The 23,190-nt window shown below is 69.3% G+C and carries 24 protein-coding genes and 1 pseudogene; 15 read left to right on the top strand and 10 right to left on the bottom strand.

Going from position 1 to position 23,190, the window contains the following annotated elements; translation table 11 throughout:
- Positions 1-224 precede the first annotated feature (224 nt).
- Positions 225-1,421, top strand: coding sequence for an SGNH/GDSL hydrolase family protein (locus tag AB0O34_RS30195; RefSeq protein WP_363921171.1), 1,197 nt, complete (start codon positions 225-227; stop codon positions 1,419-1,421).
- 539 nt (positions 1,422-1,960) lie between these two features.
- Entirely contained in the window at positions 1,961-2,461 is a 501-nt protein-coding gene (locus AB0O34_RS30190) for a hypothetical protein (RefSeq protein ID WP_363921169.1), read from the top strand.
- Here the strand turns inward: AB0O34_RS30190 and AB0O34_RS30185 are convergent.
- The gene (locus tag AB0O34_RS30185) at positions 2,451-3,785 is read right to left on the bottom strand and encodes an MFS transporter (RefSeq protein ID WP_363921167.1); all 1,335 of its coding nucleotides are present in this window, start codon (positions 3,783-3,785) and stop codon (positions 2,451-2,453) included. The two genes, AB0O34_RS30190 and AB0O34_RS30185, sit on opposite strands and share 11 nt — an antisense overlap.
- A gap of 133 nt (positions 3,786-3,918) precedes the next feature.
- Here AB0O34_RS30185 and AB0O34_RS30180 point away from each other — a divergent pair, with 133 nt between their 5' ends.
- Entirely contained in the window at positions 3,919-4,887 is a 969-nt protein-coding gene (locus AB0O34_RS30180) for a LysR family transcriptional regulator (RefSeq protein WP_363921165.1), read from the top strand.
- A gap of 94 nt (positions 4,888-4,981) precedes the next feature.
- Here AB0O34_RS30180 and AB0O34_RS30175 read toward each other — a convergent pair whose 3' ends face one another.
- Positions 4,982-5,890 (bottom strand): methyltransferase domain-containing protein, encoded by a 909-nt coding sequence (locus AB0O34_RS30175; protein WP_363921163.1) that lies wholly within the window; start codon positions 5,888-5,890, stop codon positions 4,982-4,984.
- Between the two features lie 132 nt (positions 5,891-6,022).
- Positions 6,023-6,628 carry a helix-turn-helix domain-containing protein gene (locus AB0O34_RS30170; protein WP_363921161.1) on the bottom strand — a complete coding sequence of 202 codons (606 nt, stop codon included), beginning with the start codon at positions 6,626-6,628 and terminating at the stop codon, positions 6,023-6,025.
- Positions 6,629-6,812: 184 nt separating this feature from the next.
- Here AB0O34_RS30170 and AB0O34_RS30165 point away from each other — a divergent pair, with 184 nt between their 5' ends.
- The 4 genes from AB0O34_RS30165 (at position 6,813) to AB0O34_RS30150 (ending at position 10,175) form a co-directional block, all read left to right on the top strand.
- Complete coding sequence (locus tag AB0O34_RS30165) at positions 6,813-7,529, top strand: SDR family oxidoreductase (protein WP_363921158.1); 717 nt, start codon at positions 6,813-6,815, stop codon at positions 7,527-7,529.
- Positions 7,530-7,651: 122 nt separating this feature from the next.
- Positions 7,652-8,131 carry a MarR family transcriptional regulator gene (locus AB0O34_RS30160; protein ID WP_363921156.1) on the top strand — a complete coding sequence of 160 codons (480 nt, stop codon included), beginning with the start codon at positions 7,652-7,654 and terminating at the stop codon, positions 8,129-8,131.
- Positions 8,128-8,955, top strand: a complete 828-nt coding sequence (locus AB0O34_RS30155) for a class I SAM-dependent methyltransferase (protein ID WP_363921154.1) — start codon at positions 8,128-8,130, stop codon at positions 8,953-8,955. Before AB0O34_RS30160 ends, AB0O34_RS30155 begins: the two co-directional genes overlap by 4 nt.
- A 20-nt stretch (positions 8,956-8,975) precedes the next feature.
- Entirely contained in the window at positions 8,976-10,175 is a 1,200-nt protein-coding gene (locus AB0O34_RS30150; RefSeq protein WP_363921152.1) for a cytochrome P450, read from the top strand.
- 209 nt (positions 10,176-10,384) lie between these two features.
- Here the strand turns inward: AB0O34_RS30150 and AB0O34_RS30145 are convergent, their stop codons facing one another.
- Entirely contained in the window at positions 10,385-11,251 is an 867-nt protein-coding gene (locus AB0O34_RS30145) for an SAM-dependent methyltransferase (RefSeq protein ID WP_363921150.1), read from the bottom strand.
- A gap of 415 nt (positions 11,252-11,666) precedes the next feature.
- On the opposite strand from AB0O34_RS30145, the gene AB0O34_RS30140 reads away from it, so the two are divergent.
- The 3 genes from AB0O34_RS30140 (at position 11,667) to AB0O34_RS30130 (ending at position 12,939) form a co-directional block, all read left to right on the top strand.
- Positions 11,667-12,014: a hypothetical protein gene (locus tag AB0O34_RS30140; protein WP_363921148.1), complete on the top strand. Its 348-nt coding sequence runs from the start codon at positions 11,667-11,669 to the stop codon at positions 12,012-12,014.
- Positions 12,015-12,034: 20 nt separating this feature from the next.
- Positions 12,035-12,574 carry a MerR family transcriptional regulator gene (locus AB0O34_RS30135; protein ID WP_363921146.1) on the top strand — a complete coding sequence of 180 codons (540 nt, stop codon included), beginning with the start codon at positions 12,035-12,037 and terminating at the stop codon, positions 12,572-12,574.
- A 98-nt stretch (positions 12,575-12,672) separates the two neighbouring features.
- The gene (locus AB0O34_RS30130; RefSeq protein WP_363921144.1) at positions 12,673-12,939 is read left to right on the top strand and encodes a hypothetical protein; all 267 of its coding nucleotides are present in this window, start codon (positions 12,673-12,675) and stop codon (positions 12,937-12,939) included.
- An 83-nt stretch (positions 12,940-13,022) separates the two neighbouring features.
- Here AB0O34_RS30130 and AB0O34_RS30125 read toward each other — a convergent pair whose 3' ends face one another.
- Positions 13,023-14,150: an ROK family protein gene (locus tag AB0O34_RS30125; protein WP_363921142.1), complete on the bottom strand. Its 1,128-nt coding sequence runs from the start codon at positions 14,148-14,150 to the stop codon at positions 13,023-13,025.
- 90 nt (positions 14,151-14,240) lie between these two features.
- Between AB0O34_RS30125 and AB0O34_RS30120 the strand changes: the two genes are divergently transcribed.
- The gene (locus AB0O34_RS30120; protein WP_363921140.1) at positions 14,241-15,539 is read left to right on the top strand and encodes a DUF1479 domain-containing protein; all 1,299 of its coding nucleotides are present in this window, start codon (positions 14,241-14,243) and stop codon (positions 15,537-15,539) included.
- 3 nt (positions 15,540-15,542) lie between these two features.
- On the opposite strand, the gene AB0O34_RS30115 is transcribed toward AB0O34_RS30120, so the two are convergent.
- The 3 genes from AB0O34_RS30115 to AB0O34_RS30105 all read right to left on the bottom strand — a co-directional run bounded on the left by AB0O34_RS30115 (position 15,543) and on the right by AB0O34_RS30105 (position 16,796).
- On the bottom strand, positions 15,543-15,698 hold the full coding sequence (locus AB0O34_RS30115) for a hypothetical protein (protein WP_363921138.1): 156 nt from the start codon (positions 15,696-15,698) through the stop codon (positions 15,543-15,545).
- A 122-nt stretch (positions 15,699-15,820) separates the two neighbouring features.
- A complete protein-coding gene (locus tag AB0O34_RS30110; protein WP_363921136.1) occupies positions 15,821-16,207 on the bottom strand; it encodes a hypothetical protein in 387 nt (128 codons plus the stop codon).
- A 436-nt stretch (positions 16,208-16,643) separates the two neighbouring features.
- Positions 16,644-16,796, bottom strand: coding sequence for a hypothetical protein (locus tag AB0O34_RS30105; protein WP_363921134.1), 153 nt, complete (start codon positions 16,794-16,796; stop codon positions 16,644-16,646).
- Between the two features lie 520 nt (positions 16,797-17,316).
- Between AB0O34_RS30105 and AB0O34_RS30100 the strand changes: the two genes are divergently transcribed.
- The gene (locus AB0O34_RS30100; RefSeq protein WP_363921132.1) at positions 17,317-18,666 is read left to right on the top strand and encodes a GAF domain-containing SpoIIE family protein phosphatase; all 1,350 of its coding nucleotides are present in this window, start codon (positions 17,317-17,319) and stop codon (positions 18,664-18,666) included.
- Between the two features lie 9 nt (positions 18,667-18,675).
- On the opposite strand, the gene AB0O34_RS30095 is transcribed toward AB0O34_RS30100, so the two are convergent.
- On the bottom strand, positions 18,676-19,806 hold the full coding sequence (locus AB0O34_RS30095) for a HAMP domain-containing sensor histidine kinase (protein WP_363921130.1): 1,131 nt from the start codon (positions 19,804-19,806) through the stop codon (positions 18,676-18,678).
- Entirely contained in the window at positions 19,799-20,494 is a 696-nt protein-coding gene (locus AB0O34_RS30090; RefSeq protein WP_363921128.1) for a response regulator transcription factor, read from the bottom strand. Before AB0O34_RS30090 ends, AB0O34_RS30095 begins: the two co-directional genes overlap by 8 nt.
- A gap of 75 nt (positions 20,495-20,569) precedes the next feature.
- On the opposite strand from AB0O34_RS30090, the gene AB0O34_RS30085 reads away from it, so the two are divergent.
- From AB0O34_RS30085 to AB0O34_RS30075, 3 genes and pseudogenes are all read left to right on the top strand, one after another.
- Positions 20,570-21,277 carry a M15 family metallopeptidase gene (locus AB0O34_RS30085; RefSeq protein WP_363921126.1) on the top strand — a complete coding sequence of 236 codons (708 nt, stop codon included), beginning with the start codon at positions 20,570-20,572 and terminating at the stop codon, positions 21,275-21,277.
- Entirely contained in the window at positions 21,274-22,350 is a 1,077-nt protein-coding gene (locus tag AB0O34_RS30080; protein ID WP_363921124.1) for an endonuclease/exonuclease/phosphatase family protein, read from the top strand. Before AB0O34_RS30085 ends, AB0O34_RS30080 begins: the two co-directional genes overlap by 4 nt.
- Before the next feature lie 308 nt (positions 22,351-22,658).
- Positions 22,659-23,190, top strand: a pseudogene (locus AB0O34_RS30075) (mycodextranase); the annotation flags it as partial.

Genomic DNA, 23,190 nt, shown 5'->3' with positions numbered 1-23,190 from the left:
CGCCCGGAACGGGCAGGACGGCGTCACCGCGAGACACCTGAAACGCGCCGAGCAGCGTGATGCGAAGCCGTGCAACCCCGTCCATTCCCCAATCTTCGCGCACCTGCAAGACCCCAAAGCAGGACAGCCTGTCAGGCCCGTGTTTGCCCCGTGTTTGCCCCGTGTCAGCGACCAGCCTCAGTCTTCGTATGCCGTACCACCATCACGAACAACGGAGGCAACAGATGACCGAGATGAACAACGCCGGCAGCTGGGTCCGGAGCTGGGGCGCATCGCCCCAGGCGGCCCACGACGGGCTCGGCTCGCTCGACGACCACCCGCCCCTCGCCGACGTGACCCTGCGCCAGGTGGTGCGCATCAGCGGCGGCGGGCGCCGGGTGCGCGTCCGCTTCACCAACGAGTTCGGGACCGCGCCGTTCACCATCGGCGCGGCGCAGGTGGGGCTCGCGGCGACCGGCGGCGGGGTTCAGCCGGGCAGCGAGCGCGTGCTGACCTTCTCCGGCGCGTCAGCCGTCACCGTCCCGGCGGGCGCGCCGATCCTCAGCGATCCGGTCGACCTGCCCCTGCCCGCCCTCGCCAAGCTGTCCATCAGCCTCTACCTGCCGGGGCGCGTGGAGACCTGCACCTGCCACGACCCCGCCCTGGAGACCGACTGGATGATCCCGGGCGACGCCGTTGCCGCCCCCACCGTGCCGGAGAACGCCGAGGTTCTGCCGGTGCGAGCCCTGATCTCCACCGTCGAGCTGCTCTCCGACGGCCCGGCCAAGGCCATCGTCGTGGTGGGCGACTCCCGCACCGACGGCGCCGGCTCGACCCCGGACGCCAACCACAGCTGGCCGGAGCTGCTGGCCGAGCGTCTCGCCGAGCGGGGCGTGGCCGCCGGCTACGTCTCCAACCAGGGCATCAGCGGCAACCGGATGCTCAACGACGGCATCGGTGTCTCCGCCCTGGCCCGCTTCGACCGTGACGTGCTGGCGACGCCCGGCCTCGGCTACGTGGTGCTCTCCGTGGGCGGCAACGACCTCGGCATCTCCTTCGCCCCACGCGACGACGGTCCCTTGGCCGATTTCCTGAAGATGTTCCCCGGCGCGCCGGTGACGACGGACGACGTCATCGCGGGCTACCGCCAGCTGATCGCCCGGGCGCACGAACGCGGCGTGCGGGTCTACGCCACCACGATCGCGCCCTACGAGGACGCGGAGCTCTACACACCGGAGGGTGAGAGTGCACGCCAGACGGTCAACGAATGGATCCGCACCGGCGGCGCCTTCGACGCTGTGCTGGACTTCGACGCCGCCTGGCGCGACCCGGACCGCCCCAGCCGGATCAGGGAGGACTTCCACTGCGGCGACCATCTGCACGGCAACGATGCGGGCTACCAGGCCCTGGCCGACTCCATAGACCTGTCGCTGTTCAGCTGAGCGGGATCAGGCGGCCTGCCGGAACACCTCCGTGTTCCGGCAGTTCCACACACAACCACGACATGTAGCCCAGTTCCGCACACGGAGCAGCGTGCCCTGTCCGGGAAACGATCACCCATTCTGCGGGAAGCGATCTCTCAAGGCGTCTTAGCCAACCAGATCACCCACTGGTGAACACTTCGAACAGGCTTTGCGCCTCTTCCGCGCCTGGCAGCCCCGAGACCACGCCGAAACAGCGAACGGTCACCTCAAGGCGGTGTCGACGTGCTCGATCGGCCTACCCAACAGATCACTCGCCGACTGGTAGATCTTCGCCAGAGCGTTCAACAGGTGCTCGCGTTCGGTCTCGGTGAGATTCTCGGTGACCTTCTTCTGGATGAGCCGTCGTTTGGATGAGCCGTCGTTCTGTTTCGATCGGCTCTCGCAGCGCGCTCCCCGTATCGGTCAGCCACAGCCGGACCAGGCGGTTGTTGTCCTCGTTCAACGTCCTCGGCGATCCGATGCCCGCCATGGGACGCTGGCACCATGAGCGGGAAGAAATGATCCGCGCCGCCGGCATACCCGCCACGTTCCTGCGGCCCGGCGGCTTCATGACCAACGCCTTCGACTGGCTACCCACCATTCGCGAAGGAGGCTTTGTCCTCGACCCGGTCGGGCCGGGCCGGTACGCCCCGATCGACCCCGCGGACATCGCCGCCCTCGCCCTCACCGAGGATGGCCACCAAGGCATGGAGTACGTCCTCACCGGGGAAGAGGTGTTCACCATCGCCGAGCAGGTCCGGATGCTCGCCGCCGCGGTCGGCCGCGACATCGAGGTACGCGCGGTGGCCACACCAGCCGAGGCCGTCCGGTCTCGCTTCCCCGACGGAGCGCCCCCGGCGCTCGCTGACGCCATCATCGAGGGATTCACCCTCATGCGCGCAGACACCGTCGGGTTCCGCACGGATACCGTGCGTGGGCTGCTAGGGCGCGAACCGAAAACCTTCGGCGACTGGTGCGCCCGCAATGCCCACATGTTCCGAACCCCCCTCACCGCATGACCATCACCTTCCGGACGTAAGCCGCTGTCTTCGCTACCCCAGACAAGACAGCCCGGCCGTCTGTGGCACCGGGACAGAAGACAGTTGCAAGCCGGCTAGCGCCCAAAGCCGCTACGGCGGCGGCCGGGCGGCGGGAGAGCAGCAGCGGGGTCGCCAGCAGGAGCACGCCGGCCAGGCCGATGACCGTACGCGGGCCGAGCAGGCCGCCCAGCACGCCCCAGACGGCCGTCAGGAGCGCGGCCGAGGCCTTGGTCGTCACCGCCCAGGCTGACAGCACGCGGGCGACCCGGTCGGTCGCGGTGCGCTCGAAGCGGTAAGTGGCGCAGACGGGGTTGAAGACCCCGCAGCAGAAGATGAGCCCAAGCTCGACGCCCATCACCAGCAGCAGCCCTCCGGTGCCCGGCCCCAGGAAGGCCAGGCCGACGGGCCAGATCGCGCGCAGCGCCCCGGCCACGACCAGGACCTGGTGCTGCCCGAACCAAGTGACGAGCGGTCGGGCCAGCCGCGAACCGAGCAACCCACCGATCGACGGCGCGGCGAAGGCGAGGCCGTACTGCCACGGCGCGAACCCAAGCTGCCCGAGCATCAGGACGGCCAGCAGCGGCCCGGTGGCCATCACCAGGCCGTTGAACAAGGCGGTGTTGAACAACAGCCGACGCAGCGTCGCGTCGGCGAGGATGTACCGCCAACCGTCGAGCAGGTCCCCGGCCCGCATGCGCGCGGCCTGTCGGCGCTGGGGGCGCGGCTCGTGCCCGCCCATCGCGCCGATGCCCAAGGCCGAGAGCAGGTAGCTGACCGCGTCTGCCACCACCGTCGCCACCGGACCCAGGAGCCCGATCGCCGCACCGCCCAGCGGCGGTCCGATGATCGTGGTCGTCCAGGCCGTGGACTCGAATCGGGCGTTGGCGACGAGCAGGTCCTCGGCCCGCAGCAGCGTCTTCAGATACGCGCCGGAGGCGGCGCGGAAGGTGATGTCGGCCGCCGCGACGACGACCGAGACCAGCAGGAGCTGGACGAAGGTGAGCACACCGAACGCGAACGCGGCGGGGATCGTCAGCAGCGCCGCGAACCGCACCAGGTCCATCGCGATCAGCACCGGCCGCTTGCGGCGGAACTCCACCCACGGGCCGAGCGGCACCGCCGCTGCCGCGCCCACCAGAGCCCCCACGCTGGAGAGCGCGGCGACCTCGGCCGGTGCGGCGTGCAACACCTGAATGGCGATCAGCGGGAACACGCCGAAGGCGAGCCACGTACCGAGCGCGCTGGTCCCGTACGCTCCCCAGAGCCACCCGAACCGCCGCCCCAGCCGATGTCCGCTCCTCATGTCTGACGCTCCTCGCCGCTCACCCGCACAACCGATTTGCGATCGGAAGCATCAAAGCGCACACCACACCTGGGCATCAAACAACTCCAGGGTCGTCGGCCACAACCAACGGTTGTGCCCGTAGAGTATCGACATGGACCTCGAGACCGTCCGGACCTTCGCCGCCGCCGCCGACGCGGGGCAGTTTCAGGAGGCCGCCGCCGAGCTGGCGGTCACCCAGCAGGCTGTCTCCAAGCGCATCGCCGCGCTGGAGCGCAACCTCGGCGTGCGGCTGTTCACCCGCACCGCGCGCGGCGCCGAGCTCACCATCGATGGGCAGGCGTTCCTGCCCCACGCGCGCGAACTGCTGCGCGTCGCCGAGCGCGCGGTCGCGTCCGTGCGCACCGGCAGCCGCCCGCTGCGCGTCGACATGATCGCCTCGCGCACCGCGGCGTCGGGCCTGATGCGCCGCTTCCACCGCGCGCACCCCGAGATCGAGCTCGACGTGGTGATGCTGTTCGATGTCGAGACGGCCCTCGCCGCCATTCAATCCGGTGCGATCGACGCGTCCTTCCGCGCCGTCGCCGTGCCCGGCCGGCCCCTTCCCGAGGACATCGAATCCGTCCGGGTGCTCGACGAGCCGCTCCAGCTCCTCACCGGGCCCGCCCACGCGCTGGCCGGCGCCCGGTCGGTGACCGTCGCTCAGCTCGCCGGGCACCGGATCTGGATGCCCGGCATCGTCCCCGGTACCGAGTGGGCCGCCTACTACGACGATCTCGTCGCCGAGTTCGGCCTCACCATCGAGGCGACCGGCCCCAACTTCGGCTCCGACGCGCTCCTCGACACCATCGCCGACACCCCGGCCTTGGCCACTTTCATGGGCGAGCAGACCCGCCTGGTCTGGCCCGCCGACCACGGCCTGCGCCGCATCCCGGTGACCGACCCGACGCCCGTCTACCCGCACTCGCTCCTGTGGCACCGCGACAACCCCCACCCAGCGCTGGCCACCCTCCGCGCCCACCTCGCCGCCACAGCGCCCAGCCACGACGCCGCCGGAACCTGGACGCCGGGCTGGGTGATTCGGTCAGAGGTACGCCCGATCCTTGACGGGATCGAGCGCTGAACCGCCGTCCGGACGGCAATCAGCCGACGGGAGCACGCTGATCGCCGGGCGGGTGCCGCAGGGCGCTGAGCCCCGCCTCGCTAGCGCCCGCGGGCTACCCCGGGCGGCGTCCCCATGCCGAGATCAGCGGCGCGAGGGTGAGGTCGAGCTCGCCGGCATCGATGGCGGCCAGGTGCGCGTCGATCTCGGCGTCGTTGGCCAACCCAGCGGCGAGCAACTCGGCGCGGACCATGCGCACCGTCGCGGTCTCCAGCCGGTCGCAGGCCACCCCGCCGACCGGGAAGCAGCCGGTCGACGTGACATCGACCAGGCCGGCCGCACGCAACGCCCGCGGCAGCGTACGGCCGTAGCGCAGGTCGGCGCCGCGGCGGGTCATCAACTCCCGGACGGCGCGCCGCAGCCGGTTGGCGCGCTGCTGTGCCGGGCCAACCTCATCGAGGCAGGCCAGCGGCTGCAGCTCGGTATCGGCGTCCTCGACCAACAGCCAGCCGCCGGGGCGCAACGCTGCCACCATCGTCGCCAACGCCCGGGCACGGTCGGGCACATGGACGAGCACGAGCCGGGCGTGTACCAGGTCGAACGTGCCTGGCTGCGGCGGCGGGTCCCCGACGATGTCGTGCCGGAGCACCTCATACCCGCCGTGCGGGTCCAACCAGGCCGGATTGATGTCCGTGGCCAGCACGTAACCGGTCGGTTCGACGGCCGTGGCGAGTGCCTCGGGAATGCTGGGGCCTCCGGCGCCGACTTCCCAGCAGCGCCAGCCCGCCTTCACTCCGAGCCGGTCGAAGTGCCCCCGTGTGACACCGTCGAACAGCTCGGCCAGCCAGGTGAACCGCTCGCCCGCCTCCACCCGGGCGTTGTCGAGCAGGTAGCGGTGATCCGGGGCAGACCCAGAGGTGTGCGGCGTTGGGGGGCCGGACCCCGCGCCAGCAGTATTCACCGCCCCGCCTGCGGTCGTGTCCGGCTCGGACCCGGGGTCGGCGAGGGGTTGCGATGAACTCATGCCTACATCCTCACGACCTTCCGCGTGCTCTGTAAGTGCGACATGGAATGAAACCAGACGGCCTCCGGGACCGGCGAGGGTTCGGCGGCCCGGTCTTGACCTTGCTCGGGCAAAGGACCGTTCGTGAGAACGCTAGCTGCGTACCGCAGCCAGGCCCTGGTCGTACAGGTCAAGAATGTCGCCCTGCCCGTTGCCCTCGAGCCACGTCGCTGTGGCGGCATCGAAGCACGCGAACGCTGTCGCAACGATGGCGCGGGCTTGCCCTCTGACGGGCGCCGAGGGCGCCAGTCTGGCTTCGACCAGTGGCAGTAGCTCCTCCTGGCAGCGCACGCGCTTCCCAAGGTAGGCGGCGCGCAGCGAGTCGGTGTGGTGCACCAAGCGCAAGCGCTCCAGCGCCTGCTCGGGACCTGTATGGAGGGAGAGCGCGGCCTTGAACGCGGCACGCAACGCCTCCCAGGCGCCGGCATCGGCGGGCTGCTCGCGGACGGTTTCCGTCAGGAGGGTGACGAACCGCTCCTGGCTGCCGCCGATGAGGTCTTCCTTGGTGCCGAAGTAACGGAAGAGGGTGCGCTGGGAGACGCCGGCCTCGCGGGCGATCTGCGCGATGGTCGTCTCGTCGTACCCCTGCTGCGTGAACAGGCGCAGCGCGGTTTGGAGGATCTCCTGGGCGGCCAGCTGCCGCGTCCGATCCCACAGTGTGGACGTAGTCGACCCTTGGCCTTGTGTTCCCTGCGTCATGTCATCAGCTTAGCCCGGCCTGCCAATCTGGCGCTCGCAGGAGATTTGGCAGTCTCTGCCAATCAGACGTACGCTGTCATGAAGGCGAGACCGGGCGCCTGCACGGCGCTTTGCCTCTCAGTTCCTTTCTGCCCATGGCGACAGGACTGGAGGCGCCCCCACGCAATCAGCAAGGAGAACAACCGTGGCAGCAAAGACAGCACTCATCACCGGCGGAACCAGCGGGATCGGCAAGGCCACCGCGGAACTGCTCCACTCGCGCGGCTATCGCGTCATGGTCACCGGCCTCGGCGACATCGATGACGCCGGCCTTCCCGGAGACGTCATCGCCGTCCAGGCCGACGCCAGCTCGCTGACCGACATCGACCAGGCCGTGGACCAAGCGCGCGAGCACCTGGGCTCCCTCGACCTGCTCCACCTCAACGCGGGCATCTCCCGTCCCGGCCCGATCGAGTCCATCGACGAGGCCGCCTTCGACGCCCTGTTCAACATCAACGTCAAGGGCAACTTCTTCACACTTCAAAAGGCGCTCCCCCTGCTGAACGAAGGCGCGTCCGTGGTGTTCACCGTCGGCGCCGGCGAGGGACTCGGCGCCGCCATGACCGCTTCCAAGGGAGCTCTGCTGCCTCTCGTGCGCTCCCTGGCCCTCGAACTCGCCCCTCGCCGCATCCGGGTCAACGCGGTAAGCCCCGGCCTGATCAACACCCCCGCGTACAGCAAGATGGGTATCTCCGAGGACACGATCGCCTCCTGGGGTGAAGACGTTCCCCTCGGCCGCGCCGGAGCCCCTGCCGACATCGCCGAAGCTGTCGCCTTCCTCGCATCCGACGGCGCCAGCTACATAACGGGCGACAATCTGATCGTCTCCGGCGGCATCGGCGTCCATACCCGCCCCGTGTAGGTGAAGCACGGCATGGCCCTCGGGCCCAGGGTGTCAACGATCACTCCCTCCGAAATGCCAAGACGGTAAAGTTCGTATACTTCGTCAAGTACGTACTTTACGATGTACTTGGAGTTGACGATATGGATCCACAGCAGAGCGAGTTCGTCAATCGGATGGGCCTGGTCATGGATCGTCTCGGCGCGACGCGGACGATGGGCCGCCTGTACGCGTGGCTGATGATCTGCGAGCCGCCGCACCAGTCGCTCGCCGAGCTGGCCACACAGCTCGGCGTGAGCAAGACCGCGATCAGCACGGTCGCCCGGCAGCTGGAGATGGCCGGCATGATCGAGCGCGTCCCCACGTCGAACCGCGAGCACCGCTACCAGGTGGTCAGCGGTGGATGGGCGCACGTCATGCGGGTCCAGATGGCAGCCCTGCGACCGGTCCTGGACGCGTTGGACTTCGGAATGTCCATCATCGGCGACGCTCGGCCCGAGCAGCGGGCGCGACTGGAGGAGACCAAGGAGTTCTTCGCCTTCACCGAGCGCGACGCCGACGAGTTCCTCCAACGCTGGCAGGAATACCGCAAGAAGGAGGACGACCACCGGAGCGCCGGATGAACACACAAAAGATCGACTGCCGCGGTCTCGCCGACGAGGATGTGGCCTGGACGCTTGTCGGCACCCTCTACCTGCGGGCATGGGAGAGCCGCCTACCGACCCCGATCCTCGGCGACCACTACGCGGCCGAGGCCATCGAGCGGATCGACTACGACTTCCCCAAACTGAAGCGTCAGGTCAGGCCCGGCAGCAACCAGTTCCTGGTGGGGCTGCGAGCACGGCAGCTCGACGACTGGAGCACCACCTTCCTGACCGAGCATCCGGACGCCGTCGTGCTGCAACTGGGCTGCGGCCTGGACAGCCGGATGCTCCGGCTCGACCCGCAGGGCACACGAGACTGGTTCGATCTCGACATTCCCCAGGTCATCGACCTGCGCCGCCAGCTCTACCCGGAACGAGGCCGCTACCAGATGATCGGCGCGTCGGTGACGGACGACGGCTGGCTGGAGGCCATACCCGCCGACCGCCCTGTCCTGATCATCGCCGAGGGGCTACTGCCCTACCTGACCCTCACCGAGGTACGCAGCCTGCTGCAACGGCTGACCGACCATTTCCCCTCGGGCGAACTGATCTTCGACGCGCTGACCCCCCGGATCGTCCGGATGCTCAAGCACTTCCAGTGGTCTCCGCGCGACGCCAAGGAGATCGAGCGATGGAACCCCCGCCTCACCTGCACGGAACACATGCCCTTCTGCACGCACTACCGCAGGATCCCGGTACGGCGCTACCGCATCCTCTACCGGCTCATCCACGCCCTGCCGGCGCTGCGGAACATGGCAACGGAATACCGGTACACGTTCCGACCGCGTGCTCTGCCGCAGTAAACCACGACCGAGGAGAGACGATGACCGACATCGTCAAGCGCTACAACATCCCCGAACAGCTCTTCTGGCTGCGCGGTCCGCGATCGGGCCCGTCGGTCGAGTACGACGCCCGCGCCGGAATGTGGAACGTCTACGGCTACCCCGAACTGCAGGAGGTCCTCGGCGACCCCGCGACCTTCTCCTCCGACACCATGCGCGTAATCCCCAAGAGCCTGAAGCCCGACAGCGAGGACTTCTCGCTGGACGGCTTCATCACCCAGATCGACCCACCAGAGCACGGCAAACTGCGCAAGCTGGTCAGCAGCGCCTTCACCCGCAAGGTGGTCGCCGATCTCGAGCCGAGGATCGCCGCCCTCACCCACGAACTGCTCGACGCGGCGCGCGATCGCGGCCGGTTGGAACTCGTGACCGATCTGGCCTACCCGCTCCCCGTCATCGTCATCGCCGAACTGCTGGGGGTGCCCAGCAGCGATCGCGCCCTGTTCAAACAGTGGGCCGATGCGCTGTTCCAGCGGGACGCCAAGGTCTCACTCGCCGAGCCCGCCGACGCACAGAAGCTGGACATCCAGGCCACACTGCGATCGTGGAAGGAAATGTACGACTACCTCGCCGCCCACGCCGCCGAACGCAAACGGCGGCCGCGCACCGACCTGCTCACCAGGCTGGTCGATGCCGAGGTGAACGGCGAACACCTGCCCGACGACCAGGTGGTCAACTTCGCGATCGTCCTCCTGCTCGCCGGACACATCACCACCACGATGCTGCTCGGCAACACCGTCCTCTGCCTGGACGCCTACCCCGAGCAGCAGAACAGGGCACGAGCCGACCGCGCCTCGATCCCGGCCGTCATCGAGGAATCCCTCCGCCTGTTCACCCCGTTCGCCCTCCTCGGCCGCGCCACCACCCGCGAAACCGAACTCGGCGGCGTGACGATACCGGCCGATCAAGTGGTCATGGTCTGGCTCGGATCGGCCAACAGAGATCCTCGGCAGTTCCCCGACCCCATCGCCTTCGACCCCGGTCGCGCCCCCAACCCGCATCTCGCCTTCGGTCACGGCATCCACTTCTGCCTCGGCGCACCCCTGGCCCGCCTGGAGGGACGCGTAGCGCTGAACATCCTGCTCGACCGGTTCAACCCCCTGCGCACCGATCCGGACGACCCCGTGGAGTTCATGCCCGCACCGACCATGACGGGAATACGCCGCCTCACGTTGATCTGACTCCTCACGTTCACACCCGACACGGGCGCGAAGACCACGGTGAGCACTGGAGCCGAGGTGGGTCGCGGAGCGCGGCGAGTACAGGGTGGGGGTTGTCGCAGTACGGCCTCGCGCTCGCTGCCCCTTGTGCCGGCGATGCCCCGGGGGGTGAGTGCCACGGGGCACCGCCTTCGTCTGCCGGGGAGGGGTGTGCTCACCCTGATCCCTGGCTACGGCTTGCGCGCGAGCCCGCCCGCACAGGCCACCTCAGGACCCTCACCCCAGGGGTTGGGCTCCGGGCGCCACCGCGTCACCGGAACGACACCGGGCTCCAGCAGCTCCAGACCGTCGAAGTATCCGGCGATCAGCTCCGGGCTTCGCGGGGTGTACGGCACCACGCCACTTCCCGAGTTGTGGCGCCGCATCGCCTGGACGTACGACGGGTCGGTGTCGGCGCCGTCGTAAAGCGCCAAGTAGCTGCCGGAGGGCAGTGCGTCCATCAACCGGTTCACAATCGAACGCGTCTCGTCGTAGTCGCTGACAAGGCCAAGAATTCCCATCAGCATGAGCGCGGTCGGCTGGCTGAAGTCCAGCGTCTTCGCGGCCGCCCGCAAAATGAACTCAGGGTCGCGTACGTCCGCCTCGATATAGTCGGTGGCGCCCTCAGGAGTGCTGGTGAGCAGCGCCTGGGCATGCACCAGCACCAAGGGGTCGTTGTCCACGTAGACGATGCGCGACTCCGGCGCCACCCGCTGGGCGACCTCATGGGTGTTGTCCACGGTCGGCAGCCCGGTGCCGATGTCGAGGAACTGGCGGATGCCCGCCTCACCGGCCAAGAAGCGCACGGCGCGGGCGAGCATGTGGCGGGAGTGCCGGGCGATGTCGACCATGCCCGGAAATATCTTACCCACCTTGTCCCCCGCCAGGCGGTCGACCGGGTAGTTGTCCTTTCCACCCAGCAAGTAGTTCCAGATGCGCGCCGAGTGCGGCGCGGCGGTGTTGATGCGTGCCGCGTTCAGCCTGTCCGCGCTCTCCGATGTCGACGCGGAATCATCGGGCCCGGATAAGGGGTTCGGGGTGGTGGGGCCATCGGCCATCAGGAAACTCCCTATCTTGCGTTGTCTCTGTTGGGAGGTTACGCCTGTCCGTGAGAGCCGGCGTACAGCTCGGAACCTCCGAGCCGGAAGGATTTTCTTCGGCCGCCGGGCTCTGGAGCTGGTGAGGGTGTGATGGTTCAAGAAATTGTGCGATAACACAACCAGCGCCCTTTACAAAGTAAATCAATAAGTGGCGAGCTGGTTCACGTCATCCCCGGTCGGGCTCGGCGCAGCCTTCGGACCGGAGGCTTCAGCAGCAGGGCCAAGCGGCTTCGCGTGACATTCCGTTCCGTCTCCGTTAGGACGGTGCCGACGTCCTGGTAGAACGGCCTTCTACTAGTGGATTGGGCCGGATCTTGGTGCTACGCCGGAAGGGCTTGCATTCGGTACCTGGGTACAGGTTTACCGTCGAGGTATGACACACGACGTCGCCCTTGACCTGGGATGGGCTCCCTCCGCCTGCACGCTGCCCACCGCTGCGCAGCCGCTTCGGGTGGCCGAGTTCGACGCATTGTTCGCTGACGCGGTGCAGGGCGTGGCGCGCCTGGAGCGCATCCGGCTGCGGCTGGAGCTCGTCTTCAGCCCGGACACCGCCGCCCGGGCCGCCGAACTGACGGCCCGGGAGAACGGCTGCTGCTCGTTCTTCGCCTTCACCATGACCATCGCCGACGGCAGCCTGGCGCTGGAGGTGGCGGTGCCGGCGGAGCACGTCGACGTGCTGGACGCGCTGCAGGCGCGCGCGGGCGCCGCGGCCGGGCTCTGAGCCGGGGGGAAACGATGGTGATGAATCGCGTCAGCCGCGAGGACCTGCTCGCGCGCCTTGAGGCCGGGCCCGTGCAGCTGGTGGAGGCACTGCCCGGCGTGAGGCAGGACATCGTGCTGCAGGGCCCGGGCGGGCCGTACCTGCGCAGCGGGCAGGTGGCCGAGCAGGCCGGTGTCAACCTGCAGACCCTGCGCTACTACGAACGTCGCGGATTGATTGCCGAACCGGCGCGCAGCCCGGGCAGGCACCGCGCCTATCCGCCGGAGACCGTCACCCTGCTGGCTGTGATCAAGGCCGCCCAGCGGCTCGGGTTCACCTTGCAGGAGGTGGCCGAGCTGCTCGACACCGGCCGGCGCGGTCACCCCACTCCGGACCTGCGGGAGCGCGCCCGGGAGAAGATCGCCGAGGTGGACGCGCGGATCGCCGACCTGACCACCATCCGGGCGGCGCTCGTCCAAGTGGTCAGCGCGGGCTGCGACAGCCTGACCCACTGCACCTGCCCCGAGTGTCCCCTGCCGTTCGCCGACCTGGCCGAAAGCCGTGCCCCCGAGGAGAAGTGACCGCCGTGAGCACCCACCCTGACCATCGTGCCCCCGCCGGGCCGGTCCCGATGACTCTGTCCGTTTCTGGCCGGCGGAGTGGCCCGGGCGAGCCGGACATGGACGGTGGTGGGCCGCCGCTGAGCAGCAAGGTCACCGTCGCCCTCGCCGTGCTGGCGTGTGCGGCCTGCTGCGCCCTGCCGGTGCTGATCGGTGCCGGGCTGCTCACGGGCGCCGGCGCCGCGCTGGCCGAACGGACGTTGCTGGCCGTGGCCGCCCTGCTGATCGCCGCCGTGGCGGGCATGTGGTGGCTGCACCGCCGCCGCGCCTCACGCGCGGCCCCCGCAGGCACCTGCGGGTGCGGCGGGAAGGGCTGCGGATGCTGAGCGCCGGTCACGCTGTGCCGGCCCCGGCGGCGGTCCGGCGGAAAGGGGTGGCCGGACGCTCTCGAAGGCGGCGCGACCCTCGCTCAGCGGGGAACGGTGATGACGCTGTCGCGCAGCCGGGTCAGGGCGTCGGCGCGCACACCGGTGAAGGACGGCGCGGTCACGGTCGCCGAGCGGAGAACCGGGCTGCGCGGATGGCGGACCGCGGCCTCGTGCAGCGCCATGAAGATCATCGGGTGCTGGCCCCATGGGCCGCCGATGACGATGTGCTCAGGGTCGGCGAGCGAGGTGATCGCGGCCAGGGCGCCGCAGACGGCATCGCCGAGCGTGGTGCGGATGGCGCGGGCCTGCGCGTCATCGCCGCCCGTCACGGACAGGAGCCGGTCGACATCGATCGCCGTGGAGCCGGGACGGCGCAGCCCGAGCAGCCCGAAAACCTCGATCAGCGCAGTGGCTCGGCCTTCGGGGCCGACCGTGACCAGGTGGGCGATCTCGCCGGCGAGCCCGCGCCGGCCACGCAGGACCCGTCCCTCGCTCACGATCGCGCAGCCCAGACCCTCCCCCAGGTAGAGGTAGGCGAACGTGTCGCTCCCGGGACGGGCGGCGAGTTCGGCACGCGCGGCCCAGTTGACGTCGTTGTCGGCCGTGACGGGTCCGGCGACGTGCGGAGAGAGGATCTCGGCCAGGTCGAGCTCGCCGATCAGGAAGGGCGCGTCGGGCAGATGGACGAGACGGCCCGTGGCGCGCTCGACGGGATCGGCGGCGCTCACCACGGCCAACCTGGGCGCCCCCGACTCCGCCAGCAGCCGTTTCGCCGTGGCGCGCAGAGCGGTGGCCACTTGCTCGGATGACGCCGGCCTGCCGACGTCCTCCACGGCACGGCAGCTTGTGTCGCCGTAGACGTCCACGGCCTCGGCGACGACCCCTTCCGGAGCGATGCTGATCGCCCACGCCGTCCCGACGCCGTCGGCGAGCGTGTAATAGGAGCCGACCCGTCCGCGCCCGCGCCCGCCGGGCGTGCGTTCACCTGAGTCGACCACCAGCCCCACCACGACGAGCCGCCGGACACTCTCCCCCGCCGTCGGCTTGGACACCCCGGTCTCAACGGCCAGCTCCGCCCGCGTCATCCGCCGGCGTCGCATGAGCGCGCGCAGGATGTGCTCGTCGGTCAGGTTCCGGACCAGCTCGAGCGACGGTTTCGGGGCGTTCATGGCCAGATTGTAATCGAGGCACTTGTCTGGAAAGGAGCAGGGGCGTACCGTCCATTTCAAGTAAGGAGTCCTTTCTTGAAGGGGGTCGTCATGACCGCGTCCACTCTCCCGGCGAGCACGTCGCTGCCGCCCCTGCCGCACTGGGAGGAGATCCCGGCCAATCTGCCGGAGGCGATCCGCCAGATCAAGACCGCGCTGCGCGCCCGCGTCGCCGCATCTGGGCGGACCGTCGAAGAGGTCTTCGCGGTCGTCGAGAAGGCCGTCGAGGCCGAGGTCGCCGAGATCGTCGCCGCACGCGAGCGGGGCGAGATGGTCTGGCCGGTCATCAACTACGCCGACATCGAGGCGGGCACGGTCTCCGCGGAGCAGGTCGAGGCGCTGCGCCGGCGGGGCTGCCTGGTCGTGCGCGGCCACTTCCCGCGCGAGCAAGCCCAGGCCTGGGACCAGGACATCGTCGACTACACCGAGCGGAACAGCTTCTTCGAGGCCTACCGAGGACCGGGCGACGACTTCTTCGGCAGCGTCGGATCCAAGCCGGAGATCTACCCGATCTATTGGTCCCCGGCGCAGATGCAGGCCCGCCAGAGCGACCGGATGGCGCGGGTGCAGGCGTTCCTGAACTCTCAGTGGAAGCACGAGTCGGACGGCGTCCGCTGGTTCGATCCCGACCGCGACTCCCTCTACCCCGACCGGATCCGCCGCCGTCCGCCGGGCGCCGACTCCGGCGGCCTGGGCACCCATCTGGACCCCGGCACCCTGGACCTGTGGATGACCAGGGCCTATCAGCAGGCCTTCCATCACCTGTTCGACGGCACGGTCGAGCAGTACGACCCGTGGGACGCCGCCCACCGCACCGACGGCCCGCAGTATCCCGGCACCACCATGTGCTCGGTATTCCGTACCTTCCAGGGCTGGACGGCCCTGTCGGACATGGACCACGACCAGGGAGTCCTGCACACCGTGCCGATCCCTTCGGCGATGGCCTACCTGATGCTCCGCCCCCTGCTGAACGACGTGCCCGACGACGACATGTGCGGCGTCACCGTCAACCAGGTGTTCCCGGCCAGTGAACGCTGGCACCCGCTGCTCATGCGGGCCGTCAGCGGCATCCCCGACGTACGCGCCGGCGACTCGGTGTGGTGGCACTGCGACATGATCCACAGCGTGGCGCCCGTCAAGGACCAGAAGGGCTGGGGCAACGTCATGTACATCCCCGCCGCCCCCTGGTGTCCGCGCAACGAACGCTACGCCGCCACCGTCCGCGAAGCCTTCGTCACCGGCTCCAGCCCCGATGACTTCCCCGCCGAGCACTACGAGCGGTCCTGGCCCGACCGCTTCCAGGCCACCGACCTCAACACCACCGGCCGCCGCGGCCTCGGCCTCGACTGACCTTCACCGGATGGCGATACTCCAGACGGCAGTGTCGAGGATGAGGTCGCCGGCCGCGCCCGTGGTCAGCACCCACCGGCCGAGGATGGAACGGGAGCGCAACGTGCGCAGCGCGGTGATGCCGGCCATCGGCAGCGCGGCGGCGTCGTACCCGTGCACGGTCCCCGGCGGGCGTGCGCGCCCTCGACGCCGGCACCTCACACCGCTGCCGGGTCAGTGCCCGGGGTCGGCTACCGCATCGCCTTGGTGAGGGCGTCGGTGCGCGGCGCGGTGCCCCACAGTCATTCCAGCTTCGCCTCGCGGCCCCTGCCGGCCAGCCACAGCTCGAAAAGCGACTCCTCGATCCCGCGCCGCGTGGCGTCGTCGAGCACGGCGGGCCGTACCTCGAGAACGCAGGTCACCTCGGCGCCCTGATCGAGTGGACCGAGCACGTCTCCCGCGACGGCGGTCGCCGCCATGGGGCCGAGATCGCGCCGGAACGCCCGTACCATCTCGCCGTCCGCGCCGTGGTCGAGCACCTCGCCCGGCGCGAGGCCGAGCGGACCGGCTGCCGGGAACGGGCCGGCCTCCCCCAGCCGTGCGACCGCCGCGCGGGCGGCCTCGGGGCCGGGGTAGCGCAGCCGCAGCACGCATAACCGGTCGTGACCACCAGGGTCGGCGGCGAACACCTCCGGCGCGGCATCGCCGACGACGCGGCGGCGCAGCCACCTGGGAGTGGATCTCCGCGGCGAAGATCCGGCGCCCGACGATGGTGACCCGCAGCTCGACACGCTTGGGGACCCGTTCCTGGACGATGACCGGGCAGAACCGCAGCCCCTGGGCGTGGGCCACGTCCCTGGCCGACACCGGCTCGCAGAACCGGTTCACGATGACCTCGCCCCCGACGCCTTCGATCCATGGGACGTACAGCGGCTTGGTGATGACGCGGCCGTCATGCCGGTCGTGGAAGTCGAGGAACGACTCCGCGTCCGTGGTGATCACCGTCTCCGGGATGGCGAACCCGAGCTCGGCCGCGTGGGCGAGCTGGGAGGCCTTGTGCCCGGCCCGCCGGAAGACCGACTCACGGGCCGGCAGGTGGGGGCAGGGCCCCCGCCCTCAAGTGCCCTACAGGGCGATGTCATCCCAGGAGCACATGTTCCCGCCGTAGCTGCCGGTGTTGTACTCCGGCTGCATCGCGCCGGAGACGCCGCTCAGTTGCTCTTCGTTCAGCTCCGCGCCCACCGCGCCGATGTCGGTGAGCCTCGTGCGTGCGGTCATGATGGGGTTCCTTTCCTCAGCACCACATGTCGTCGCGGGTGGCGTACCACCCGGTCCCGGTGAACGCGCCTTCGGGTTCCATCCCGCCGTTCACACCCTGGAGCTGGCTTTCGTCCAGTTCGGCGCCGGCTTCGGAGATGTCACGCAGTTCGGTGCGCTGCTTGCCCGTCTAGGTCCTCCTTCCTGGAGAGCCGTGCGGCCCTCGCGGTCGTAGCCTGTCCAGGCCGACTTGCAATCGGCTGTGAGCACACAGAGATCTTGCTTGAGCCGCAGCTCAGCGGCCGTACACGACCGCCCGGAAGCCGTCTCGCCACGGCCTGCGGAAGCGAGGGCGGTCCGAGCGTGCCTGTTTCGAGGCCGCTCCGAGATCCCATCCCAGTTCACCGGCCGTACCCCGCTGGCTGGCGGGTCAGAACTACGGGATGATGGTGCACTCGTCTGCTGGGTATATGGCGCATTGTCCTTCCGACCGGTGCCTTGACCTGTCGGCGCCGGCGGCTCACAGGGAACCAGGGATCAGGTGACGAAGCGTTCAACTGCGGCCAAGCGGCTGGCCGATCTGCCGTCCGCGGTGTTCGACCCGGCCCGGCTGGCGGCGGTCCGGGCGACGGGGCTGCTGGACACCGGCCCCGAGGAGGTGTTCGACGACTTCGCCCGCCTGGCGGCGGCGGTGAGCGGGGCGCCGCGCGCTTTCGTCACGGTCCTCGACGAGCGGCGCTCGTACTGGAAGAGCGTGATCGGCGCCGGCGAGCTGTCGATCGAGGAGCGCCAGAACTGCGCCGAGGACAGCGTGTGCCATGTCGTCGTGGCGACCGACGCGCCGGTGATCGCGCACGACGCGGTCAACGATCCGCGGCTGGCCGGCATCGGAGGCATCACGCGCCTGGGAGTCGGGGCATGGGCGGGCTTTCCCATCCACGCCCCCGGCGGAGAGGTGCTCGGCTCGTTGTGCGTGGTGGACTCCGTGCCACGGACGTGGACGCCCTTGCATGTGGAGACGCTGGCGACGCTGGCGCGGGCGATCAGCACCGAGATCCGGCTTCGCGACGCGCTCGCCCGCTCGGAGCGCCAGATGGTGACGCTCCGGGACGCGGCCGACACCGCCGCCGCCCTGGCGCACAGCCTGCAGGAGAGCCTGCTGCCGCCGATGCTGCTCAGCCCTCCCGGCCTGGAGGTGGACGCGGCGTACGTCCCCGCCGAGCGGGGTGTGTCGGTGCTGGGCGACTTCTACGACCTGTTCCCCACCAGCGGCCCGCGCTGGTGCGCGGTGCTGGGCGACGTGAGCGGGCACGGGGTGGACGCCGCGAAGATCACCGCGCTGGCCCGGTACACCACGCGGGCCGACGCGCCGCGCCACAACTCCCCCAGCCAGGTCCTCGCCCAGCTGAACGCCGCCATGCTGGCCCAGCGTAAGCCGGACGGACAGTTCCTGACGGCCATCTGCGCGATCTTCCGGCCCGAGCAGGACGGCTTCACCGGGCTGCTGTGCACGGCGGGGCACCCGTCGGCGCTGATACGCCGCCCTGACGGAAGGGTGCGGGAGGTCCGCTCGACCGGCACGGTGCTCGGCCTGTTCCCCGACGCGGGGCTGACCAATGTCCGGTTCAGCCTGACCGCCGGCGACACGCTGCTCTTCTACACCGACGGCGTCACCGAGGCCCCCGATCCCCGCACCGGGGAGACGTTCGGCGAGGAGCGCCTGCGCCACCGGCTGGCCGGCTGCGGCCAGATGAGCGCCTCGGCCGTCGTCACCCGCATCCAGGAAGCGGTCCTGGCCTACGGGGGACCGGAGCCGCGGGACGACGTGGCCCTGCTGGCCCTGCGCGTTCCCACGCCTGGCGAACTCGACCCCGGCCGCTCCGGCGCCTGACGGCATGCGCTACTCCTGCCCGCCTCCGGCGCCCACCATCAAGACCCCCGGCCGCCTGCCGGTGTGCGGGGCTGTCGCGGGTAGTTCCACAGTGATGCGGATTCCGCCGGCAGAGCGCGGGGTGAGGGTGAGCGTTCCGTCGTGTGCCTGGGTGATGGTTTTGACGATCGCCAGGCCGAGGCCGACGCCTGCGTGGTCGGTGTGTATGCGCTCGGTGCCGCGCTGGAATGGTTCGGTGAGCGTCGAGACCAGCTGTGGGGTGAGCTTCTCGCCGGTGTTTTCGACAGTGAGCACCACAGTCTTGGGGCAGACGCTGGTGTTCACCCACACGGTGCCCTGTTCAGGGAGGTTGTGGACGATCGCGTTCTGCACGAGGTTCATGGTCAGCTGCAGCAGCAGCGCTTGCGATCCGATGGCGGGAGTGATGTCACCGGAGGTCTCGATGGTGACACCGCGCTTTTCCGCCAAGGGGAGGAGCGTCTCGGCGGTTTCCTCCGCCAGGAGAGACAGGTCGACGTGTTCCCGGCTGAAGGACCGCTGGTCGGCGCGGCTGAGCAGGAGCAATGCTTCAGTGAGGTCGATCGCCCGGGTGTTGACGGCGTGGAGGCGCTCGATGACTTCGCCAGTGTCGCGGTTCGGATCGGTGCGGGCCACGTCCAGAAGTGCCTTCGAGATCGCGAGCGGGGTGCGCAGCTCGTGAGAGGCGTTTGCTGCGAATCTCCGCTGTTCGGCGACGTGTGCTTCGAGCCGCTCGAGCATGCCGTCGAAGATGTCGGCGAGTTCGCGGAACTCGTCTTCGCGGCCCGGTAGCCGGATTCGGTGGGAGAGTGATCCGGTCGTGGCCAGACGGGTGGCGTCGGTGATGCGGGCCAGCGGGGCGAGCATCCGGCCGGCGAGGATCCACCCTCCCACGAGGCCGAACATCAGCAGGAAGACCAGCACCGCGCCCGCGGCCGACGCGAAGTCGCGCAGGAGGGTCAAGCGGCTCAGCACTCCCCCGGGGACACTCGTGTAGTCGGGCAGGTGGCGCAGGACGAAGATCCACACCGCCGCGAGCAGCAGGGCGCCGGCGAGCATGAGGAATCCGGCGTAGCTGAGGGTGAGTTTGAGGCGAACGCTCAACCCGGGCGCTCTATCCACGGTCTCCTCCCTCGTGTCCGGCCTCTGGTTGCGTGTCGATGCGGTAGCCGACGCCGGGAACGGTGGCGATGATCCAGGGTTCGCCGAGACGCTTGCGCAGTGCCGAGACCGTGATGCGCACGGCGTTGGTGAACGGGTCGGCATTCTCATCCCAGGCCCGCTCCAGGAGTTCTTCGGCGCTGACGACACCGCCTTCGGCGGCGACGAGGACTTCGAGCACGGCGAACTGCTTCCTGGTCAGCGCGACATAGCGCCCGTCCCGGTAGAGCTCTCTGCGGAACGGGTCCAGCCGCAGACCGGCGATCTCTCGCACAGGCGGCCTGTTGTGGGCACGTCTGCGGTCGAGTGCTCTGAGCCGCAGGACGAGCTCCCGGAGCTCGAAAGGCTTGGTGAGGTAGTCGTCGGCGCCGAGCTCGAACCCGGAGGCCTTGTCGTCGAGCCGGTCGGCGGCGGTGAGCATGAGGATCGGCATGCCGCTGCCGGACGCGACGACCCGTTTGGCGATCTCGTCACCGGACGGCCCGGGGATGTCACGGTCGAGGACGGCGATGTCGTAGGCGTTGACGCTCAGCAGTTCCAGAGCGGTGTCACCGTCGCCCGCGATGTCGGACGCGATCGCTTCCAGGCGCAGGCCGGCGCGGATGGCTTCCGCGAGAAAGGGTTCGTCCTCGACGATCAACACACGCATACGATCGATGCTACGGACCGGCGCATATCGTCGGCGTATCGAAAATTCCATACGTGCCGGCAACTTCGTGCTGCCTTGACTGGCAGTATGTCGCAAATACCAGCCTCGACGCGAAAAGCGTCCCGCGAGATTCACTGGATTCTCGGCGCTGGCCTGATATTCGTCATTACGATGATCAGCGCGGCCCTTGGCTGTCAGTCGCAGAATTCCTCGCCCTCCCCGGCCGCGTCGTGGTCCTTCCCCGCCGCATCGCCCTCGAATGTTCCTCGCGGTGCGCAACGTGGTTCGCCCGCCGAGAAAGTTCCTCGCAGTGAACACCGTGGTCCGCTCGGCGAGGCCGACGGTGTCGTCCCCGACGGTGTCACGGTTTTCGACGACGCGATTCCGGCCGTGGCCAACCTCGATCCCGATCTCCTCAAGGCGCTCAGCCGGGCCGCGACGGACGCCGCGAATGACAGAATCAAATTCTACGTCAATAGCGGCTGGCGTTCCCCGGCGTACCAGAATCAGCTTCTTCACGAAGCGGTCTCCAAATACGGCTCTGAGAAAGAGGCCGCCCGATGGGTGGCAACCGCGGCGACCTCGCTTCCCGTGAAAGGAAAGGCGGTCGACATCGGGCACTCCGATGCCACGGTGTGGCTGTCGGAACACGGGGCCGGGTACGGGCTGTGCCAGATCTACAAGAACGAAACCTGGCACTACGAACTGCGCCCCGAAGCGATCGATCACGGCTGCCCGCGCATGTACGCCGACCCCGCCCAGGACCCTAGGATGCGGAAGTGACGGACAGTATGCGAGGACAGGCCCTGGTGGACAGGGCAGAGTCCGGACAGGGCGGCGTCGGCCGCCGGCGCGGGGGCGTCCGCCGGGCGATCCTGATCGGCTCCCGGCCGGAGCCCTGGAGGCGTGGCCTGGTGCTCGCAGCGCTGGCGCTGCTGCTGGGCCTGCTCATGCTGCTGCACGAGAAGATCCCGAACCGGCCCGGGAACCTCGGCAGCCTGGTGGAGACCTTCCTGCCGTGGTTCGGCCTGGGCGTTCCGGTGCTGCTGGCCGGGGCGCTGTGGCGCCGCTCCGCTTCCGCGGTGGCCGCGCTGCTGCTGCCGGTCGTGGTGTGGGTGTACCTCTTCGGCGGGCAGCTCATCGACAAGTCCCACCCGGGTGCCGACCTCACCGTGGCCAGCCACAACGTCGGCGCCGCCAACCCCGACCCCGCCGGCACCGCCCGCGACCTGGCCGACTCCGGGGCGGACGTGCTGGCGTTGGAGGAGCTGATCCCGCAGACCACGGGCACGTACGAGAAGGAACTGGCGAATACCTACCCGTACCACACGGTGCTGGGCACGGTCGGGCTGTGGAGCACGCTGCCACTGTCGGACACTCAGCCGATCGACGTCATGAACTACGGGCCGCTGGCGGACACCATACCGGCCGACAAAAAGATGGCCCCGAACCGGGCGCTGCGCACCACGGTGGCCACGGACCACGGGCCACTGACGGTGTATGTGGCTCACCTGGGGTCCGTGCGGGTGAATCCCAAGGCAGGCTTTTGGACGGCCTCGCGGAACATAGGCGTGCAGGCGCTCGGCAAGGCCATGGCCGCCGGGAAGAACGAGCGGGTGGTGTTGCTCGGCGACCTGAACGGCACCATGGACGACCGCGCGTTCAACGACATCACCTCACAGATGCACTCGGCCCAGGACGCGGCCGGGGACGGCTTCGGCTTCACCTGGCCGGCGTCCTTCCCTGTGGTACGGGCCGACGAGATCCTTGTCCGCGGCGTGGAGCTGGAGAGCTCGTGGTCGCTACCGGCCACCGGCAGCGACCACCTGCCGGTGGCGGCCGGAATCAGCTGGTGAACACCGCGCCGCACCGGAACCGGAGTGCCCGCGATCGGCGCCCGCGCGCCCACGCCCGCGGAGGCGTGTTCGGCGTCGCCCTGCCGCCCGCGGGAAGCACCCTGACCATGTCCGTCGTCGCGCCGGCCGCGTGGCCGCTAGCGTCCCGTAGGGGAAACAGCGCAATGCAGTAGTTACATTGCAGGGAACCGCTGAAATCTTGCAGACATCTGTTCGGCATTTTAAGGTGTGTGTACCCCCCCGGGCACCACCGGTCTGCGTCACCGACCGCGAAGCGTCCGGCTCTTCGTTGGATGAAGGGTCAGTCGATGAACAAGTCCGGCAGGCTGAAGGCCTGGACGATCGCCACGGTCGTGGCACTGACAGCGGGAGGGCTGGCCTTCGTACCGGCCACCTCCGCCTCCGCCGCCACACGAGCCGACTCCCCGTTCGACTTCCCGGGACGCGGCGCCACCGTGCCCTTCGCGGAGATCGAAGCCGAGGACGCCGTCACCTCAGGCCAGGTGATCGGCCCCGACCGCATTTACGGTCACCTTCCCTCAGAGGCCTCGGGCCGCAGGGCCGTGACGCTCAGCGGGTCCGGCCAGTACGTGGAGTTCACCCTCACCAGACCGGCCAACGCGATGTCGCTGCGCTACAGCGTGCCGGACAACGCCGCGGGAACTGGGCAGAACACCACCGCCGACCTGCGGGTCAACGGCACGCACCTGAGGGACCTCGCCCTCACCTCCCGGTACGGCTGGTATTACGGCGGCTACCCCTTCAACAACAACCCCGGCGATACCAACCCGCACCACTTCTACGACGAGACGCGGACCATGTTCGGGTCCACGCTCGCGG

Source organism: Sphaerisporangium sp. NPDC088356, from assembly GCF_040685555.1.
Classification (GTDB): Bacteria; Actinomycetota; Actinomycetes; order Streptosporangiales; family Streptosporangiaceae; genus Sphaerisporangium.
The sequence above is the reverse complement of the archived record's forward strand: the minus strand, read 5'-3'. Positions and strand labels throughout refer to the sequence as shown.